This is a genomic window from Burkholderia sp. HI2714 (genome assembly GCF_002223085.1).
GTDB lineage: Bacteria > Pseudomonadota > Gammaproteobacteria > Burkholderiales > Burkholderiaceae > Burkholderia > Burkholderia lata_D.
The window spans coordinates 107,328-125,656 of sequence record NZ_NKFM01000062.1 but is presented as its reverse complement, the minus strand read 5'-3'; the positions used below and the strand labels follow the sequence as shown (position 1 = coordinate 125,656).

Sequence of the window (18,329 nt, the reverse complement as noted above, 5' to 3'; positions counted from 1 at the left end):
GCAACCCTCGGCATCCCGTCCGAAACGCGGGTCACTGACGAGAAAGGCCAGTCAGGGCGACCCGACCGGCCTTTGCCTTTCTCATTGCGCCGCGCCGACGCGGGCGCGGGCGCGGGCGCGAACCGATTCAACCGTGGAACACGAGCAGCACCAACGGCATCGTGACGGCCGCAAGCGCGGTCTGCACGGTGATGATCCCGGCGGACAAGCGATGATCACCGCCGAGCAGCTTCGCCATGATGTATGCGGACGGTGTGCACGGCAGCGAATTGAACAACACGATCGTCGTGAGTGCCGGGCCCCGGATGCCGAGGCTGAAGCCGATCCAGAAGGTCAGCAGGGGCACGAGCAGCAATTTGATCACCGACGACTGGAACACGGGGCCGCGCGCCGCCTTCGCGGCCTTCACGTCGAGACCTGCGCCCACGGCGAGCAGCCCGAGCGGGAGCGATGCGGCGCCGAGAATCGACAGCACGCTCGACAGCACGCCCGGCAAGGGCAGGCCGCCGAGATTGAACGCGGCGCCGAGCACGACCGACATGATCACCGGGTTTCTCAGCAATGCGCCGCCGATCTGCCGCGCCGATGGCGCACCGCCGCTGCCGTGACGCATCAGGATGATGATCGACGCGACGTTCAGCAACGGGATCGCGACTGCGATGCTGATCGACGTGAGCGTGAGACCCACGCTTCCGTACAACGCGGCGGCGGCGGCAACACCCACATACGTATTGGGTCGCAGCGCCCCCTGGATCACCGACGAAAACACAGCCCCCGGCTGCCGGCTCCACGCTCGCCATGCATAGAGCAGCGCCGCGCTCGCGACCACCGCGCCGAGGATGGCGACCGCGATCGGCCGCACCGGAAACTGCGTCAGATTGGCTTTCGCGACCTGACTGAACATCAGCGCGGGAAACATGTAGTAGTAGTTCAGCGTTTCGCACGGCAGCCAGAATTCGTCCGGCAGCAGGCGGCGCTGCCGCAGCACGAATCCTGCCAGGATCAGCACGAAGATCGGAATGAGTGCGGTCAGGACATTCTGCATGGGCCGCTCCGTCACGCGAAGACCAGCGTCTTCGCGAGCACGACCGCGCCGTAGACGCCGATGAATGCGGTCATCGCGCGCTCGTACAGGGGTGCGCCGGCGTGCGCGAACAGCACGTTGCCGACCGCGAAATAGATCGCGACCGCCACGGGTGCCATCGCGACGCCCTGGACACTGAGCGCCGCCGGTCGCAGCAGCGCCAGCGTCCCGAGCTGGATCGCACCGAACAGCAGGTAATAGCGCGAGATCGCCGCGCGCACTGCGTGCTTGTCATCGTACCGGCTGGCCGCATAGACGGCGAGCAACGCACCGCCCATGTTGGTGAGGCCGTGCACGACGCCCATCGCCCCGACATACAGCCGGCTGCGCGCGTGAACGAATTTGCGCAGCCTGGTCTGCAGGCGCGACGAATAGCGCATCGCGGCGGCGCTCAGCATTGCGACACCGATCAGCAGGTCGGCGCGCGCCTTCAGGTTCAAGCGCACCAGCATCGCAAGCGATACAAGCACCGCGATCGCGCAGATCACCATCGTGACCCGTTCGGCGGCCGGCACCGCACGTCGCCGCGCGGACCCGGCCTGAACCGCCGATATCGATACGGAAGCGGGCAGCAGCAGTCCGAGCACCGACGTGAAATCGTATCCCATCAGCAGCAGTGTCGGCGTGCCGAACACGAGGATGCCCATGCCGAATACGGACTGCACGATCGCAAGCAGCGCGACGATGCCGACCAACAGGTGCGGATCGTGCATGTCAGGCCTCCACGCCGCTGTCCACGGACCACGCAAGTTGCGCGGCAAGCTGACCGACGCGGACGGTTTGCAGCGAACTCAACGACGCTTGTGCATCGTCGCTGGCGGCCAGCACGACGAGCACGACGTCGTCGACCTGAAGCCTGCCGCCCTCCCACAGTGACTTCAGCGCGGCGGTGCCGGCGCCGTCCGCCGCCAGATCGAGGTCCGGCAGGAATACCGCCGTCGTGCCCGGCAGCAGGTTCCAGCTGCGCGCGAGCGCCGCATCCCTGCCGACCGCAATGACAGGCTGCCGCACCTGGGCCATCGACACGAGCCGAGCCGCGTAGCCCGTGCGCGACAACACGACGACCTTCGAGATCGGCAGCGTGCGCGTCAGCGCAAGCGTCGCGGCTCGCAGATCGTTCGGCGCGTCGGCCAACCCGCCCGCCGCCGGGAGCGACGCATGCCGATGGGCTTCAGCAAGCGTGACGATGCTGCGCAGCCTCGCCACCGCTTCCACCGGAAACTTGCCGACGGCGGTCTCGCCGGACAGCATGACGGCCGATGCGCCGTCGATCACCGCATTCGTGACGTCTCCGATCTCGGCCTTGGTCGGCAGCGGGCTCTCGATCATGCTGTGCAACAACTCGGTCGCAACGATGACTGGCCTGCCGTGCTGCCGCGCCGCCGCAATGATCCGTTTCTGGTACAGCGAGACATGATCGATGCTGGTCTCCACCGACAGATCGCCACGATCGATCATGATGACGTCCGTCGCGCCGGCGATTTCGTCGAGGTGATCGAGGCCGCCCTGATTCTCGACCTTCGCGACGATGCGTGGCGACGGCGCGTCGATCAACGCTCGAATCGCCGCCACGTGTGCCGCCGATTCGACGAAGCTGATCCCGACGAAGTCGACGCCCGCGTGCTTCGCGAACGCGACCATTTCCCGATCGCGGGGCGTGACGAGTTGCTGCCCCAGATCGACCTCCGGCACGTTGATGCCCTTGCGGCTCTTCAACGTTCCTGCCGTCTCCGCGACGACGTGGACGTCCTGTCCACGCACCGCCTCGACCACGAACGACAGCGTGCCGTCGTCCGCATAGATGCGCACCCCGGCGCGCAACTGCAGATGAAACCGATCGTAGTTGACCGGCACCTTGCTGCTGCCGTCATGTGACAGATCGGTCGTCAGCACGAGCCGGCCGCCGACCTCGAACGACGGTTCCGTGCGCAGTTGCACGGTACGAATCTTTCGCCCGGGAATATCGAGCAGGATCGGGAGGTCCGGCAAGGTCCGCCGGATCAGCTCGATGGTCGCCCGATGCCAGTCGAGTGAGCCGTGCGAACCGTTCAGGCGCGCGACGGTCATCCCCGCACGGTGCAGCGCGAGCAGCGTTTCAGTGGTATTCGACGCCGGCCCGATCGTCGCAATGATGGTGGTCTTTGACATTTTTCTGATCCGATGAATTCGGTGCACAGAAATATGACAGAACCGTGAAATTCTCAGAAAGAATTAAAAATGCGAAACCTAGATCCGAAAGTGATTTAGAAAACGCGCACCTTGTCCGATCGACTGACCGCGCATGGCCATTGCCACGGCCCGCGGCCAAACGCACGTTTAACCGACAAATCGCGCTTCGACACCGCTTCGCACCACCAGGTCGAAGCGCTCCGGACGAATATGAAACACGGTCGATTCACACGTGCGACCGTCGGCCAGACGCGACGTGCGCCGCAATACGAGCAGCGGCGCCTGCTTTGCGGTCTTGAGCCGGACGGCGATATCGTCGGGCGCGGCCACGGCCGTCACCGACATGTCGGCGTCGGCAATGCGCCAGCCGAGTACTTGCTCCAGCAGCTCGTAAGTCGGCAGGCTGTCGGCCCGCGCATAAGCGACGTCGCTCGCTTCGGGCAGCAGGCAGGTCTGCGCGAGCGCGATGGGCTCGTCGTCGACCCAGTGCAGGCGTTCGAGATAGACGCAGCGCGTCACGTCGGCGGCGAACGCATATCGCAAGCCGGGCGGCACGTCGCACGTCTCCATGCGCAGCAGTTCCATCCGTGCCTGCGCGCCTTGTCCCGCGATCGAATCGTGCAGTCCACGCAGCACATCCAGTCGATGCCGCAGCCGCTGCTTTGCGGCGAACGTGCCCTTGCCCTGCTTGCGCTCGACGATTCGCGCGTCGGTCAGCCGGTCGAGCGCGAGCCGGACGGTCACGCGACTCACCTGAAAACGCTCGCTCAATTGTGCCTCCGAGGGCAGCTTGCCGGTCGGCTCGTACGCGCCTTGCTCGATCTCGTCGCGCAGCGTTGTCGCGATCTGCTCGTAAAGCGACGTCGCGTCATCACGCAGCAGCGTCATCGAATCTTCCTCTCCGTGCTCGGCTCGCGCTATGCGCGAATCCTGATTTCGATATGAAAAGCAATTGGATCGCCCAACTTGTATTAATACGTATTATGACATCTCGATAGACGATCGGGCCTGCTGTCTCAGGGCCCGACGCACGGGGAGCATACCAGTGACTGAAAACGCAATCGGCACGCCGCCGCTCGACAGCACGCACGCCAGCCGGCCGCCACCGGCCGGATCGCCGGCGGCACGACACGCCGATCCGCACGCGACAGGCCGATCGCGTCGCGCGCACTGGCGTGCCGCGATCGGCTTCGCCGCAGCGTGGCTCGCGTTCTTCGCGATCGCATGGTGGCTGCCTGCCCCCGCGCATCTGTCCGCGGAAGGCAAGGCGACACTCGCGGTGGTGTCGTGGGTTGCGATCGTATGGATCACCGACGCGGTTCCGGTTGGCGTGAGCGGCATCCTGCTGCCGATGCTGCTCGTGCTGTCGCACGCGAGCCCGTCGTTGCCGAAGGCGGCCAGCGGCTTCGCCGCGCCCGTCGTGTTCCTGTGCCTCGCCGCGTTCCTGTTCTCCGCGATCATGCAGGCGTGTGGACTCGACCGCCGCATCGCCCTGTTGCTCCTCGACCGCCTGAAGGTGCGAACCGCCAACGGCGTGATCTGGGCCATGTTCGCGGTGAATTGCGTGATGGCGCTCGTCGTGCCGGCCGCGAATGCACGGGCCGCTACGCTGCTGCCCGTCACGAACGGGATCGTCCGGCTGTTCGGCGAGTCGCCGCGCGAGCGTGCCGCACGCAAGGCGATCGTGATCCAGACGCTCGTCTACGGCGCGATGATCAGCGGCATGTGCATCCTGACGGCCCACCTGCCGAACATGGTCGTGTCCGGGCTGCTCGAGAAACAGCTCGGCATCCGGATCTCGTATCTGACCTGGCTCAAGCTCCAGTGGCCGTACCTCGGGATGTTCGCGATCACGCAAGCCTGGGTGCAATTCCATTTCCGCTCGCGCGCCGTCGCGATTCCGGGTGGCCCGGGCGCAATCGCGGCCATGCGCCGTGCGCAGCCGAGCGCGACGCGCAACGACTGGGCCGTGCTCATGCTGTTGGCCGCCGTCGCCGTATTGTGGGCGACCGAGCCGCTGCATCACCTGCCGTCGGAAATCGTCGCGCTGATCGCGCTGGCGCTGCTGTTCGCGCCCGGCGTGCTGCGCTTCGGCTGGGCTGAAGTCGAACAGCGCACGATCTGGGGCACGCTGTTCCTGCTGGCCGGCGCGCTGTCGCTGTCGTCGGCGATCAGCGCGTCGGGGCTCGCGAGCTGGGCCGCCGATCACATCTATGTCGCCGCGCGCGGTCACGGCTGGTGGTTGGCGATCGCGATCGTGATGCTCGGTACGCACGTGATCCGCATCGGCATGCTGTCCAACGTCGCGGCCGTCACGATGATCGCGCCGATCGCGCTCGCACTCGCGCCGCGTCTCGGGCTGCATCCAGTCGCCTTCACGATGCTCGTCAGCGACACCGACAGCTTCGCCTATCTGCTGCCCACGCAGATCACCGCGGGCGTCATCGCGTACAGCAGCGGCGCGTTCTCGACGGTCGACTACGCGAAGGTCGGCGCGGTGTCCGTGCTGATCGCGATCGTCTACGGCCTCTGCGTGATTGCACCGTGGTACGCGTACATGGGCATCCCCGTCTGGGACCCGGGCGCGCCCTGGCCGTTCGCGCATTGAAGCGCTCGATTTCCCTCGCCATTTCTTCTGGATTGACCATGAACGAATCCAACGACGCCCTCGATACCGTCGATGCCCGCGCCGCCGCGTTGCGCGACCGCCTGGGCCCGCACGTCGCACCCGAAGGCCTGTATGAGCGCCACAAACGCCTGCCGTTCGCCGGACGCGTGCGCTGCAACGTTGCCCAGCTCGAAGCCGGCGCATGGAGCGAGATCGTGCTCGATTACGAAGTCGGCTCGTCGGGCATCGCCGACGGCGGCTGGCTGAAGGCCACCTTCAAGTTCTATTCGGATTGGGCGCTGTTCCAGACCAGCGATCCGAGCGCCGCGAACTACATCAGTGCCGAATACCATGCCGCACCGCCCGTGCCGGGCCAGAGCCCGGCCACCGTGCAGGCGCTGAACGTGCGCTTCGACCAGAAGGGACACGAGCGGCCGTTCCAGAAGGCCGTGATCGTCGACATCGTCGACGGTTACGTGAATGCCGGCGACCGGATCGTGATCCGGCTCGGCGATCGTCGTCGCGGCCCCGGCACGCGTGTGCAGACCTTCGCCGAGGACAACTTCCGGTTCCGGCTCTACGTCGATCCGCTCGGTACGTCGCGCTTCGTCGCCGTGCCCGGAGACATCTCGATCGACATCCGTGCCGGCGCACCTTCCGACGTACTCCTGAATGGCCCGCGCTTCGTGCGGCCCGGCACGCGCGCGCCATTCCGGCTATCGCTGCAGGACCGCTGGGGCAATGCGTGCCGAGACGCAGGCAGCACCGCACGCGTCGTCGCATACGACGTACGCGGCGAAGCCGTCTACCGACGCGAGCACGCGCTGCCCGATGCCGGGCTCGCGACCTGCGCGGTCGACGACCTGCCGGTCGATGCCGGCACGCTGCGCATCGTGGCCGACATCCCCGCCCGCCCGGACGTGCGCGCGGCCGAAGCGTGGCTCACGAGCGACGCTTCGCTGCCTGCGCCCCGTGCGTTGTACGCCGACCTGCACGTCCACGCCCACGATACGGTCGGCACCAACAGCCCGGCGTACAACGCGCGCTACGCACGCGACATCGGCGGCATCGACGTGCTCGGCTATACGGCGAACGATTTCCAGATCACCGACGAGAACTGGCAACTCGGGGTGGAGGCGGTCGAGCAGTTCAACGCCCCGGGCCGCTTCGTCGTCTATCCGGTGCAGGAATGGTGCGGCAGTTCGACCGCGGGCGGCGACCACAATGTCGTCTTTCTCGGCGACGCGCGGCCGGATTTCCCGTACAACGCGCGCGGCGAGCACAACCGCACGCTGGTCTGGAACGAGGACATGAAGGGCAATGCGGTCGAGCTCGGCCGCTGGCCCGTCGAGGAACTGTGGGATGCGTATGCGGACGATGCCGCGCATCATCTGGTGATGCCGCACGTGGGTGGCCGCCGCTATATCCCCGACTGGCACCATCCCGAGCTCGAACGGCTCGTCGAGATCGCGTCGTCGTGGGGACACTTCGGCTGGCTTTACCAGGACGTGATCGCGCGCGGCTATCGGCTCGGCGTGGCGGCCAGCGGCGACGAGCATCGCGGGCGGCCCGGCGGTGGCGCGCCCGGCGTACAGGTGTTCGGCGTGCGTGGCGGGCTGACCGGCGTGCTGGCCGAATCCCTCGACCGCCGCAGCATCGGCGAGGCGCTTCGCGCCCGTCATACCTGGGCGACGACGGGAGAGCACACTGCACTGCTCGTTCAATGCGGCGAATACCGGCAAGGCGACGCGTTCCGGCATCGCGGGCCAGCCAGGCTCGATTACCGCCTGCTCGGCAATGCAGGCTGGGAATACGTGGCGGCATACGACCATACCGGCGTGATCTGGGAACGCGATCTTCACGCGGAGCTGGGATACGCGCAGCGGCACATCCGGATTCGCTGGGGAGGTGCACGCATTCGCGATCGCTATCGCTGGGCCTCCTGGCGCGGCACGATCCGCGTGCTGAACGGCACGATCCACAATTTCAGATCAACCGGTTTCGAGCACCTCGAGGAGGCGGCCTGGCGTTCCGGGACGACCGACATTGGCTTCGCAAGCGATACGTACGGCGATGCCGACAGCGTCGAGATCGAAGTGGGCGGCCTGGCCCATGCCACGATCGTCGTCGAAGGCACCATTGACGGTTTCATCAAGGTCGGCGATCCGCTGGCCGGCAATCCGTTTGCGCATGCGCCGACGTTCCGTCATGAGATTCGTGGTGCGGATCTGCTGGCAGCAGGCTCCGCGACGCACCAGCTCGGTGGCACCGAGCTGTTTCTCGCCATCGAACGGCTGACGGAGCAGACCTTGCCGACGGACCTCTCGGGAAGCATCGAGATCGACCCGGCCAACGCCTCGTTCGGCCACCGCCCCGTGTATTTCTTCGGGCGGCAACGCGATGATGCGAAGGTCTGGTCTTCGGCGCAGTTCATCACGTTCGAAGATTGAGCGCGTCCGACTCGACCCACCTTGTCACCGGGATCTTTCGACGGCCTTTCCGACGATCGCCTGGTGACGATCGCGGCAGCGAACCGTCGAATATTCTCATCACTTCGAGCGTTTCCTGATCACCCAAAGCAGCGTTGCCTGCGCGGTTCCCCCGCCATCACCACCGCGCCGAACGCGCTCATGGGCCCTCCAATCCCTAGGGAAAATCCCGAGACATCCTTACAGCGATTTACCTGATGATTCATGGAAGCGTCATGTTTCAACGATTCCGACGTCCGCCGAGCTTTCAATCGGTGTCATGCAGCCGATGCCGCCGCGCGGCAAATGCGCTGACCGAAACCTGAAACGGCAGCCGCTGGCGAATCGTCAGGTGTTCAATACTTTCAACAACCCGGTCGAGAGTAATCGTGAGATTCCGTGGCCCGCTGGTGCGGTGGAGACGAGGCGATGCGCGAAACCTGCGCGCTACGATCGCGTCCCCCGACGACAGTGACGGCGGGCAAAGCCCTCGCCTGCCTCTGTCGATCTACACCATCCTGTCCCGCCGCTCCGTTCGCCGCCACAACGCCGTCGCCGCGCGTGCGTACGTCGCGATCCATACCGACGACGTGGCATCGCTGCTGCCTTAGCGTCCCGCCTCTTTCCCTGACTCCGTTCGACCCATTCGCCGTGTCACCCGACCGGTGAAGGGATCGGCTCGCGCTTCGTGTTCCGCGCGAGCCGGCTCGCCGTCAAATGGACTCCTGATCGTTGTGCACCGCGTTCGCTCACTGCGAGCGTTGGCTGCGCACGCCCGCTTCATCCGATGAACCATCGCGCAACGACCCGCGCCAAGCGGATCGACACGCGCACCGAAATGGAAGACTCCATCATGCGAATCCGCACGCTTCGCCGCGCCCTGGCAACCGCCGCCCTCCTGTCGGCCGCCGCGGCCGCCGGCACGACCGCCCACGCGGCCGGCGAACTGAACATCTACAACTGGTCCGACTACATCGCGCCGGACACGATCCCGACCTTCCAGAAGCAGACGGGCCTCCACGTCCGCTACGACAACTACGACAGCGACGACACGCTGCAGGCGAAACTGATGTCGGGGAATTCCGGCTACGACATCGTCGTGCCGACGTCGAACTACATGGCCAAGCAGATCCAGGCGAGCGTCTACCAGCCGCTCGACAAGTCGAAGCTGCCGAACCTCGCGAACCTCGATCCGCTGCTGATGAAGATGGTCGCCGACGCCGATCCGGGCAACCGGTACGGCGTGCCGTGGGCATACGGCACCGACGGCATCGGCTACAACGTGCAGGCCGTGAAGAAGGCGCTCGGCGACAAGGCGCCGGTCGACAGCTGGGCGCTGGTGTTCGACCCGGCCAACATGGCGAAACTGAAGAGCTGTGGCGTGTCGTTCCTCGACCAGGCCGTCGACGTGTTCGCGGCCACGCTGCAGTACATGGGCAAGGATCCGAACAGCACGAACCCGGCCGACTACCGCGCCGCGTACGAGGTGCTGAAGAAGGTGCGCCCGTACATCACGCAGTTCAACTCGTCGGGCTACATCAACGATCTCGCGAACAACGACCTGTGCGTGGCGTTCGGCTATTCGGGTGACGTCGGCATCGCGCACCGCCGCGCCGCCGAAGCGAAGCGCCCGTACGAGATCGGCTTCGCGAACCCGAAGGAAGGCGGCCTGCTGTGGTTCGACATGATGGTGATCCCGAAGGACGCGCCGAATCGCGACGCCGCTTTGAAGTGGATCAACTACGTGCAGGATCCGAAGGTCAACGCCGGCATCACCAACGCGGTGTTCTATCCGACCGCGAACAAGGCCGCGCGGCAGTACGTGAAGCCGGCGATCGCGCGCGATTCGTCGGTGTATCCGTCCGACGAAGTGCTGAGCAAGATGACGCTGCTCAAGCCGATGCCGCCGGAGATCCGCCGGCTGCAGAACCGGCTGTGGGCGCAGTTGAAGACGGGCCGCTGAACCGCGCGCCGCGGTCACGAATCGTGCCGCCGGCGGCTTGCTCGCGCCGGCGGCACGTGGTCGCATCGAAACCGGTCACATCGCGTGCCGAGGCGCCGACCCTGCCACGCGAGCATCGCCACGACCGTAGCCGAACCGGCCGCGCGAATTATCGAAGCGCCTGCTCCGCAGAGAATGCGTCGTCCACGAAGCGGATCACATCATCGAGCGACGACGTGCACGTGGCCCCCGCCGCAAGCTCGCGAAACGCGCCGTCCGGCCCGAAGCAGATGAGCGGCTTGCGCCAGCGCCGCGCGAGCGCGATCTCCTCGGCCGTGCCGTGGCCGCCCGGCAGCGCAACGATCAGGTCGCTGCTCAGCACGTTCACGTAATTGCGGTTGATCGTATCCGGGGCGGCGTCCGGCTCCCGGCGCGGCAGCGGCGTGAGGACCGGGATGTCGACGAACGGATGCGGATAGCCGTCGAGCGGGACGAAGCCCGCGAGCGGATCGGCCTGCGTCGGCAGGATGCCGATCGACCGGCCGGCCCGCCCCGGCACGCCGGCGAACGCGCGCGCGACCGCCAGCATCACGCCCTGCCCGCCGCCCGTCAGCAGGTTGAAACCGGCCTGCGCGAGCCAGGTGCCAAGCGGCTCCGAAAACGCGAGCCACGGCTCCTTGCCGGAGCCCATCACGCCGATCGTCTTGTTCTTCTGTTGCATCGTGGTTATGAGTGAAGTCGTTGGTCGGTGGGTGGCGCGCGATGGCCGCGCTCATTCGAGCTCGACGCCCTTGAGCTCGGGAATCAGGAACAGCGTCGCGACCATGTCGAGCACGTAGAGGCCGGCGAGCAGCGCGATGGCCGTCTGGAACGAGTAGTGCGCGGCCAGCGCGCCGACCGCGACCGGGCCGAAACCGCCGACCGCGCGGCCGATGTTCCACAGCACGTTCTGCGCGGTGGCGCGTGCGGCCGTCGGATAGCCTTCCGACATCAGCGTCCCGTAGCCGCCGACCATCCCGTTGACGAACATACCCATCAGCGCACCGGCCCACAGCATCGCGGTCGGGTCCGACAGCCGGGCATACGCGAGGACCGTCACGACCGCGCCGAGCTGGTACAGCAGGAACGTCGGCTTGCGCCCGATGCGGTCGGCCAGTTGCCCGAACACCCAGACGCCGATCATCATCCCGACGACCGTCGCCGCCGTCCACAGCCCCGACTTCGTCAGCGAGAAGCCCATCTGTTTCGACAGGAAAGTCGGCAGCCAGATCATGATCCCGTAGTAGCCGAAGTTCTGGACCGAACACAGGATCACGATGCCGACGCTCATGCGCGCGGTGCGGCCGTCCGCGACGAGCAGGCGGAACGCGTTGGCCTTCGGCTGCGCTGCGCGCTGCACGAACGCTTCAGGCTCGTGCAGCTTGTTGCGCATCACCCACGCGAGCAGCGCGGGCAGCACGCCGACCACGAACATCCCGCGCCAGCCGATGTGCATCAGCAGGAACGGCGTCAGCAAGGCGGTCAGCAGTACACCGGCCTGCCAGCCGAGCGCGACATAGCACGACACGCGTGCGCGTTTGCTGGCCGGCCACGCTTCCGCCGCGAGCGCCATGCCGATCCCGAACTCGCCACCCAGCCCGATGCCCGCGATGGTGCGGTACACGAGCAGATCCTCGAAGCCCTGTGCGAACGCGCACAGCCCGGTGAAGACCGCGAACAGCAGGATCGTCCAGGTCAGCACGCGCACCCGCCCGTAACGATCGCTCAATGCACCGAACAGGATGCCGCCCGCGACGGCGCCGATCAGCGTCCACGTGACCAGCGCGCCGCCCTGCCCGGGCGTCAGATGCAGCGCCGCCGTGATCGCCGGCAGCATGAAGCCGAGGATCAGCAGGTCGAAGCCGTCCATCGCATAGCCGATCGCCGATCCGGCCAGCGCTTTCCACGCGTACGCGCCGACCTGCTCCACGCGCGGGGCCGACGGGCCCTCGAGCGCCGAAGATTTCATGTTTGCTGCCATGGTGTCCTGCCACGATTGTCCGGCGACATTCTAAGGCCTGTGCCGGTGCCCGACGGGCCGGCAGACCCGCCGGCGACGAGGGTCCGCGCGCGCGTCGACACCCGCTGCGGGACGGCGAGCGGGAATCTGCGGGCAATGAAGGGGGGAAAAACGGCGATCCGGTGTCGGCGGCGAGGCCGGCGAGGCCGCGGTCAGGCCGGACACCGAATGAAAAGCAGCATGCTTGCGGAGTGTTGCCGTCCGGCCCGCTCGCGCGAACCGGACGGCGCCGGGTGGCCTGGCGGCCCGGCCGGCTTCAGCCTTGATCGTCTCCGGGCCACCAGGTCTTGGCCTCGCGGTCGACGGCGAGCGTATCGAGATCCTTGCCTTCGAGCCATTTCGGGCGCGGGCCGCGGCCCGACCATGAGCGGCCGGTCGTCGGATCGTAGTACTTGGCAGGCGCCTTGCGTTTTCGCTGGACGATGTAGCCAAGCGCGCTCAGCACTTCCTGCTGCGAAATTCCCAAAAGCTCGACCTGTTCCTTGAATGCCGCGAGCGCGGCCTGCTTCTCCTTCTGCTTCGCATCCGACAGCTTGATATTCAGGTCCCGAAGTTGTGCTTCGAGTTCCTGCAGGGCCTGGGTCATGTATTCATCCTCTTTGGGCATGTTTTCGCAAAAAGCTCCGATGGCGGAACCTACCACGAAGTTCCGCCGATGGGGGCTGTCAAATGGGTGAATCGGTTGCCTGAGCCGGCGTGGCTTGCGCGATACGCACTAAACGACGTCGCGCGTCAGTCAATGACAGCCAGGACCGGGCCGGCAACGCGCAGCCCGCCATGTACGAAGGCACGGCGAACGGCTGCGGCAAGTAAGCGCCGCACCTGGCACCGGCGCGGCATGGCGCGAATGATAGCAGTGCTGTGCACCGTTTTTGCAGAAGGTGCCGGCCGGCGTCGATGCGGATACGTCCGATTACTGGCCGACGTCGCAGGTGTCCCACGCGATCCGGTCGAACAGCGCGCGCAGTTTCGCGCCGCGCGCCGCGTTCAGCGCGGCCGCATGCGCGACGCGCCCGGCGAGATGCGCGCGGAAATCCGGATGCGCATCGCGATTCTGCGACGCCGGGCCGCTCCGGATGCAGTTGGTCAGGATGGCCTTCAGGAGATCGAACGCATCGCGCGCCAGGTTCGGATGACGATTGACGACCACGCCGGCCAATTGCTGCCGCGCGCCGCGCCGCATCACGCGCGTCTTGCGCAGTTGCAGCGCAAAGCCTTCCTCGAGCGCGATCGCGGCGACCCGGACCTGCAGCCGTTCGACGTCGCGCGCCAGCGTGCCGCCGCCGGAAAAGGCGAGATCGTCGGCATAGCGCGTGTAGGTTGCACCGAGCGAACGCGCGAGCGCGGCGAGCCGCATGTCGAACCGGAACGCGCTCAGGTTCGCCAGCGCCGGCGACGTCGGGGCGCCCTGCGGCAGATGCCGTTCGCGATAACGCTGGCGGCCGATCCAGTCGAACCGGTCGCGCAGGTCCGGCGCGAGCAGCCGTGCGGACGGCACGCGGTTGGTGCACAGCCCGGTGAGCGTACGCGCGACTTCGGCCGGATACCCGAGCGTGACGAACAGCGCGTGCACGCGTGCGGCGCGTATCGATACGAAGAAATCCGCCAGATCGAAACGGACGACGACATCGCGATCCGCATGGGGGGCCGCGAACGACACGATTCCGTGCCCCTTGCGAAAACCGTGTACCGCACCGTGCGGCGCGATGCGATCGAGCAGCCCGTGCAGGATGCGGCGCTGCGCTTCGCGCAGCCGGCCTTTCGGGATTTCGACGAGGCGGCTGCCGCCGCTGCGCTTGTCGTGCGCCACGTACGTGTAGTGATGCAGCGGGGTGGCGCTGCCGCGCGCGTCGACGCGCCAGTGGTCGGACAGCCAGTCGAGCGCCGGCGGGCTCACGCCGAGCCAGTCGGCAAGATCGCCGGGCGTCGCCCATTGCGGCACGTCGCAGCCGGCGAGCGGCGCCGGCAACGGCCGCTGGACCGGGGGACGCCGCACGACGCGGATCACGGTCGGCGGATCATCGCGATACCAGGCGCGCACGAACGCGGCCGCATCGGCCAGAACCGCCGCCAGCACGTCGATGTCGACGTCGTCCCAGTTCGCGCCGAAGCGGGCGAGCGCGGCGTCCGCACATTCGTGCGCCCACGGCTGCGCATCGCCGAGCACGGCAGCCATACGCGCGATGACGCCGCCGCGCTCGGGCGACCCGGCGAGCATCGCCTCGGCAATCGTGCGGGTGGTATCGCGCAGGGATGAATGCATGGAGAAAGATGGGCGGGACGATGAGCCAACGTGACTGGTGCTGCGAGGAGTCGCGTTGCGCAACGCGCAACCGTCCTCCTTGCGACGCATCGGGGTGTCAATTTCATCCACGGGGTAGCCCCGTAGTCCTGGAACATCGGCTGCCTGTTCCGGGCATGTGCTTGACCCACCGGCCCGCGATGCGACTTTAATGGCCGCGAACACGGCGTGTCAAACCGGGTGGCGATCCGGCGCCGCGGCGGCGCGCCGGATCGCGACGCGCAACCTACGCGTGCCGGGAAAACAGCTCGCGGTACGCGATCGGCGCGACGCCGACGCCGGCCATGTTGTTCAGCATCGTGGCCCAGGTCGCGTTGTCGACGCTGACCGGAAACGATCGCACACGGTTGGCGAGCAGCCAGAAGGTGCGCGTCATGCCGTTGCTCATCGCGACTTCATACCCGCTTCCCTCGAGCCAGTAGCCGACCGGCGGCAGCGCCACCGGTTCGAGGCGGCCGGCCCGGAACGCGGCGGCGGCCGACGCGTATTTGCTGTCGAGCGGCATGACGCGGCGCGGCACGCAGTCCTGCGAGTTCAGTTGCGGGAACGCCGGGCTCGTGCCGAGCCACAGGCCGTAGAACCTTTGAGCGTCGAGATGTACGACGAAGCGCTCCGTTTCGGCGGGCGTTGCCGCCATGTAGCAGTCGGCCTGGCCCGGAACGGAAACGCGCCACATCGCGCGCTGTGCGCTCAGGTCGACCAGCTCGCTCGGCAGCGGCCGCGGCTGGACGGGAGACGGACGTCCCGTTTCGCGCAGGTCGCGTGCGCGATCGAGTCCGATACGAAGACGTGTCAGCATGGGCCCTCTCTTTCTCTCTTCACTTGTTCGAATGAGCCAGGGGATGGGCGATTACATCCTCACGTGTTTGCAATCCGTGGGCCCGGTGTCCTGACGCTCCCGATGTGTTCGGGAACAGGCGCAGTTTAGCGTCTTTCCGGGTCGGCACTAATCAACCCGACCGGCGCCCACTGCAGCATCGACGGATATGTGCTGTGCAGTTCGCGCACCGGACGAACCACGCGCCCGAACGCTCGAACCCTCATGAACGCCCATGCGCTTCGCCCGCCACACCATCAACCATCGAATCAATATTCGTCGCTGATCATTTAAATATCGAAATAATCAAAGAACAAAAACAACAGCCATCAGAATTCAATAAAATCAAATTCAAACAAAAATTATCGAATATGATTAACGATAAATTAATACGATTGGCGCCCTCAAAATCAAATAAATAGTCTGTGTTGTGCGCCGCAACACCGTGATTCAAAGATCAACGAGATACGGAGGCGCAGCATGAATCACTTCATTCATGCTTGGTCGCAGAGTTTCCCCTTATCAGGCCACCGTTGATTTCCAGACACTTGTGAATCAGCAATCCGGAAAGACAGCCACGTCTTCCCGGGCGTGACCGACGTCGTCAGATCGCATTAATTCATTCAATACCAAAGGAAAGTCATGAAGAAGATTGCAACCGTGCTGTTTTCAGCACTGATGCTCGCCTCCACGTGCGCGTCCGCACAGGCGCTTTGCAAAGCCGGCAAGATCGACAAGATCGAAACCGACGCCACCGGCAACCTGCTGGTGACCATTAACGACGGCGTCTACTCGTTCAGTGCCAAGGAAGTTTATTCAATTATTTACCAGGCATACTCGGAAAACAGAAATCTTTTTATTTATGGAAACAATTGCTCGAATGGCTCGCCGGCAACCCGTTTTGCCATTCGCTAATCGACCTTAAACGCTCGACGATTACCAATGCGTAGAGCCCGGGGCTGGGTTGACGTTCCGAATCCAGCGCCGCCGCGGGCTGTGGTGTCGGCGCTGCGCGTCAGGACACCGGCATGCCCGCGGGCTGCGTCGGCCGTGAAAGATGACTGGCGGAGCACCCGCCAGCCAGTAGTTCGCCATGCAACTCGATGCCGGACATCTCCGGCATGCGGACATCCGCAATCAAGAACGCGATGTCGCGAACATGGGCGGAATCGAGAAGCGACAGCGCCGAATCGAACGTCTTCACGCGCCATCCCGACGAACGCAGAAAGCCTCCGATCGCGGAAACTACCGCAGAAACGGCGCCAGTGCGTCGGAAGCTTCGGAGAACCGCTGCTCGAGGAAGTCGAGCAAGGTGCGCACGCGTGGCGCCATATAAAGCGTTCGTTGAAAAAGCGCGTTCACCGGCACGTCCGGGCAACGCCACTCCTGCAGGAGCAGCTTGAGCCGCCCGGCCTGAAGATCGGCGCCGATGTCCCAGATCGACTTCATCGCCACCCCGCGCCCCTCGATCGCCCATTCGCGGGCAAGCGAACCATCATTGGTCTGACGTGAACTGTCGAGCGGCGCGGTGAACAACGCGGTCTCCCCGTCGCGCGCGAAACGCCAGTTGTTCGCCGCGCCGGCCGCCGAGGAAAGGACGATGCATCGGTGCTCACGCAAATCGTCGGGATGGCTCGGCATGCCGTGCTCGGCGATGTAGTCGGGCGACGCGCATAGCGCGCGGCGATTGTCGGCCATGCGCTTGGCGACCATCGAGCTGTCCGCCGGCACGCCGAACCGGATTGCGAGATCGATATCGTCCTGCAGCAAGTGCGACAGCGAATCCGAGAGCACGAGCGTCAGCGTGACGTTCGGATGGCGTTCGTTGAATTCGTCGAGCCATCGACGCAGCACGGTGCGCCCGAAATCGGAGGTGGCCGATACGCGCAACGCCCCGCTCACCGATGCACGTCCGGCCTGCAACGCCGCGCGCGCATCTTCCAGCGTTTGCAGCGCATGCTGGCAGTGGACGAGATACATACGGCCTTCATCCGTGAGGCGCAGCTTGCGGGTCGAACGCTCGAACAGCTGCGTGTGGAGTTCTCCCTCGAGCTTGACGAGCCGGGCGCTCGCCGCTGCGGGCGACAGTCCGAGCTTTCTGCCGGCCGCCGAAAGACTGCCTTGGCCAGCCGCTTCGACGAAAAGGCGAATGTCACCGAGATTATCCATGGTCGCGTCACGCGAAAAGAATGTTGGGTTGTGCCGCATGATGCCCCGTGGGGACCCGGGCATGGTAACGCGATGCGGACGGACGAAGGAAAGGCCGACCGGCAGGATCGGCCCCCGGCCCGCTTACCTGGCGACCACGCCGAGCTGTTGCAGGAACGTCAGGTTGTCTTCGAGATGCCAGTTGTCGGTGATCTTGCCGTCACGAATGCGATAGATGTCCGTGGCGATGAAGTCGACCACCTGCCCCTTCCCCTGCACGCCGTTGAAGGTGCCCGTGAAATGACCGGTGAAATGCAGATGGGTGACGACGCGGTCGCCGGCGACGATCATCTGTTCGACTTCGGCGTGGACGTCCGGCACGGCACGATGGAAGCCCTTCGATGCAGCCAGCGGCCCGGCGATGCCCTGCGGCCGGCCGGCGGGCAACGTGCGGTCCGTGAAATCGGCCGCCAGCGCCTCGCGGGCCTGGGCCTCGTCGCCCGTGCTCCAGAAGGTATCGTAAAGGCGTGCCGCGCGGATCTGTTGCTCGGCCTGCTGCTTCGAGAGGCTCTTGTCGACGATCAGCGTTTTCGGCTGTACGAGATCGTCGCCGGTCGCGGCGGCGGCAGGCAACGCGGCAGCGGCGGTGGCGGCGGCCAGCGCGATGCGGGAAACGGCGGAAAGGACGGTGCGGGTTTTCATGGCAGGCTCCTTGAGTGTGTGCTCGATGAA

17 protein-coding genes are annotated in these 18,329 nt (G+C 65.8%); 5 read left to right on the top strand and 12 right to left on the bottom strand.

The window, feature by feature from the left end:
* Nucleotides 1-127 precede the first annotated feature (127 nt).
* From CFB82_RS34265 to CFB82_RS34250, 4 genes are all read right to left on the bottom strand, one after another.
* A complete protein-coding gene (locus CFB82_RS34265) occupies nucleotides 128-1,045 on the bottom strand; it encodes an AEC family transporter (RefSeq protein ID WP_089448934.1) in 918 nt (305 codons plus the stop codon).
* Between the two features lie 11 nt (nucleotides 1,046-1,056).
* Nucleotides 1,057-1,797, bottom strand: coding sequence for a TSUP family transporter (locus CFB82_RS34260; RefSeq protein WP_089486849.1), 741 nt, complete (start codon nucleotides 1,795-1,797; stop codon nucleotides 1,057-1,059).
* Between the two features lies 1 nt (nucleotide 1,798).
* Nucleotides 1,799-3,232 (bottom strand): pyruvate kinase, encoded by a 1,434-nt coding sequence (gene pyk / locus CFB82_RS34255; RefSeq protein WP_089448936.1) that lies wholly within the window; start codon nucleotides 3,230-3,232, stop codon nucleotides 1,799-1,801.
* Nucleotides 3,233-3,400: 168 nt separating this feature from the next.
* Complete coding sequence (locus CFB82_RS34250) at nucleotides 3,401-4,141, bottom strand: GntR family transcriptional regulator (protein ID WP_089486848.1); 741 nt, start codon at nucleotides 4,139-4,141, stop codon at nucleotides 3,401-3,403.
* Between the two features lie 157 nt (nucleotides 4,142-4,298).
* Between CFB82_RS34250 and CFB82_RS34245 the strand changes: the two genes are divergently transcribed.
* The 4 genes from CFB82_RS34245 (at nucleotide 4,299) to CFB82_RS34230 (ending at nucleotide 10,292) form a co-directional block, all read left to right on the top strand.
* The gene (locus CFB82_RS34245) at nucleotides 4,299-5,861 is read left to right on the top strand and encodes an SLC13 family permease (protein WP_256990595.1); all 1,563 of its coding nucleotides are present in this window, start codon (nucleotides 4,299-4,301) and stop codon (nucleotides 5,859-5,861) included.
* A gap of 38 nt (nucleotides 5,862-5,899) precedes the next feature.
* Nucleotides 5,900-8,311 (top strand): hypothetical protein, encoded by a 2,412-nt coding sequence (locus CFB82_RS34240; protein ID WP_089486847.1) that lies wholly within the window; start codon nucleotides 5,900-5,902, stop codon nucleotides 8,309-8,311.
* 407 nt (nucleotides 8,312-8,718) lie between these two features.
* The gene (locus tag CFB82_RS44240) at nucleotides 8,719-8,940 is read left to right on the top strand and encodes a hypothetical protein (RefSeq protein WP_089486846.1); all 222 of its coding nucleotides are present in this window, start codon (nucleotides 8,719-8,721) and stop codon (nucleotides 8,938-8,940) included.
* Between the two features lie 242 nt (nucleotides 8,941-9,182).
* Nucleotides 9,183-10,292, top strand: coding sequence for a polyamine ABC transporter substrate-binding protein (locus CFB82_RS34230; RefSeq protein WP_089487025.1), 1,110 nt, complete (start codon nucleotides 9,183-9,185; stop codon nucleotides 10,290-10,292).
* 148 nt (nucleotides 10,293-10,440) lie between these two features.
* On the opposite strand, the gene CFB82_RS34225 is transcribed toward CFB82_RS34230, so the two are convergent.
* From CFB82_RS34225 to CFB82_RS34200, 5 genes are all read right to left on the bottom strand, one after another.
* On the bottom strand, nucleotides 10,441-10,992 hold the full coding sequence (locus CFB82_RS34225; RefSeq protein ID WP_089486845.1) for a DNA-binding protein: 552 nt from the start codon (nucleotides 10,990-10,992) through the stop codon (nucleotides 10,441-10,443).
* A gap of 51 nt (nucleotides 10,993-11,043) precedes the next feature.
* A complete protein-coding gene (locus CFB82_RS34220; protein WP_089486844.1) occupies nucleotides 11,044-12,291 on the bottom strand; it encodes an MFS transporter in 1,248 nt (415 codons plus the stop codon).
* A 295-nt stretch (nucleotides 12,292-12,586) separates the two neighbouring features.
* Complete coding sequence (locus tag CFB82_RS34215; protein ID WP_027792132.1) at nucleotides 12,587-12,916, bottom strand: H-NS histone family protein; 330 nt, start codon at nucleotides 12,914-12,916, stop codon at nucleotides 12,587-12,589.
* A gap of 327 nt (nucleotides 12,917-13,243) precedes the next feature.
* Nucleotides 13,244-14,593 carry a reverse transcriptase family protein gene (locus CFB82_RS34205; protein ID WP_089486843.1) on the bottom strand — a complete coding sequence of 450 codons (1,350 nt, stop codon included), beginning with the start codon at nucleotides 14,591-14,593 and terminating at the stop codon, nucleotides 13,244-13,246.
* 265 nt (nucleotides 14,594-14,858) lie between these two features.
* A complete protein-coding gene (locus CFB82_RS34200) occupies nucleotides 14,859-15,431 on the bottom strand; it encodes a plasmid fertility inhibition factor family protein (RefSeq protein WP_089486842.1) in 573 nt (190 codons plus the stop codon).
* A gap of 660 nt (nucleotides 15,432-16,091) precedes the next feature.
* Between CFB82_RS34200 and CFB82_RS34195 the strand changes: the two genes are divergently transcribed.
* Nucleotides 16,092-16,364, top strand: a complete 273-nt coding sequence (locus CFB82_RS34195) for a hypothetical protein (RefSeq protein WP_089486841.1) — start codon at nucleotides 16,092-16,094, stop codon at nucleotides 16,362-16,364.
* Nucleotides 16,365-16,464: 100 nt separating this feature from the next.
* Here CFB82_RS34195 and CFB82_RS43480 read toward each other — a convergent pair whose 3' ends face one another.
* The 3 genes from CFB82_RS43480 to CFB82_RS34180 all read right to left on the bottom strand — a co-directional run bounded on the left by CFB82_RS43480 (nucleotide 16,465) and on the right by CFB82_RS34180 (nucleotide 18,299).
* Entirely contained in the window at nucleotides 16,465-16,653 is a 189-nt protein-coding gene (locus tag CFB82_RS43480; RefSeq protein ID WP_069249832.1) for a hypothetical protein, read from the bottom strand.
* Between the two features lie 41 nt (nucleotides 16,654-16,694).
* Nucleotides 16,695-17,618: a LysR family transcriptional regulator gene (locus tag CFB82_RS34185; RefSeq protein WP_089486839.1), complete on the bottom strand. Its 924-nt coding sequence runs from the start codon at nucleotides 17,616-17,618 to the stop codon at nucleotides 16,695-16,697.
* Nucleotides 17,619-17,741: 123 nt separating this feature from the next.
* Nucleotides 17,742-18,299: an ester cyclase gene (locus CFB82_RS34180; protein ID WP_069249834.1), complete on the bottom strand. Its 558-nt coding sequence runs from the start codon at nucleotides 18,297-18,299 to the stop codon at nucleotides 17,742-17,744.
* Nucleotides 18,300-18,329: the final 30 nt, after the last annotated feature.

What these genes read in the sequence shown, in the direction of transcription:
- CFB82_RS34265 (WP_089448934.1), bottom strand. Translation starts at nt 1,045, where the DNA reads ATGCAGAATGTCCTGACCGCACTCATTCCGATCTTCGTGCTGATCCTG.
- CFB82_RS34260 (WP_089486849.1), bottom strand. Translation starts at nt 1,797, where the DNA reads ATGCACGATCCGCACCTGTTGGTCGGCATCGTCGCGCTGCTTGCGATC.
- pyk (WP_089448936.1), bottom strand. Translation starts at nt 3,232, where the DNA reads ATGTCAAAGACCACCATCATTGCGACGATCGGGCCGGCGTCGAATACC.
- CFB82_RS34250 (WP_089486848.1), bottom strand. Translation starts at nt 4,141, where the DNA reads ATGACGCTGCTGCGTGATGACGCGACGTCGCTTTACGAGCAGATCGCG.
- CFB82_RS34240 (WP_089486847.1), top strand. Translation starts at nt 5,900, where the DNA reads ATGAACGAATCCAACGACGCCCTCGATACCGTCGATGCCCGCGCCGCC.
- CFB82_RS34230 (WP_089487025.1), top strand. Translation starts at nt 9,183, where the DNA reads ATGCGAATCCGCACGCTTCGCCGCGCCCTGGCAACCGCCGCCCTCCTG.
- CFB82_RS34225 (WP_089486845.1), bottom strand. Translation starts at nt 10,992, where the DNA reads ATGCAACAGAAGAACAAGACGATCGGCGTGATGGGCTCCGGCAAGGAG.
- CFB82_RS34220 (WP_089486844.1), bottom strand. Translation starts at nt 12,291, where the DNA reads ATGGCAGCAAACATGAAATCTTCGGCGCTCGAGGGCCCGTCGGCCCCG.
- CFB82_RS34215 (WP_027792132.1), bottom strand. Translation starts at nt 12,916, where the DNA reads ATGACCCAGGCCCTGCAGGAACTCGAAGCACAACTTCGGGACCTGAAT.
- CFB82_RS34205 (WP_089486843.1), bottom strand. Translation starts at nt 14,593, where the DNA reads ATGCATTCATCCCTGCGCGATACCACCCGCACGATTGCCGAGGCGATG.
- CFB82_RS34200 (WP_089486842.1), bottom strand. Translation starts at nt 15,431, where the DNA reads ATGCTGACACGTCTTCGTATCGGACTCGATCGCGCACGCGACCTGCGC.
- CFB82_RS34195 (WP_089486841.1), top strand. Translation starts at nt 16,092, where the DNA reads ATGAAGAAGATTGCAACCGTGCTGTTTTCAGCACTGATGCTCGCCTCC.
- CFB82_RS34185 (WP_089486839.1), bottom strand. Translation starts at nt 17,618, where the DNA reads ATGGATAATCTCGGTGACATTCGCCTTTTCGTCGAAGCGGCTGGCCAA.
- CFB82_RS34180 (WP_069249834.1), bottom strand. Translation starts at nt 18,299, where the DNA reads ATGAAAACCCGCACCGTCCTTTCCGCCGTTTCCCGCATCGCGCTGGCC.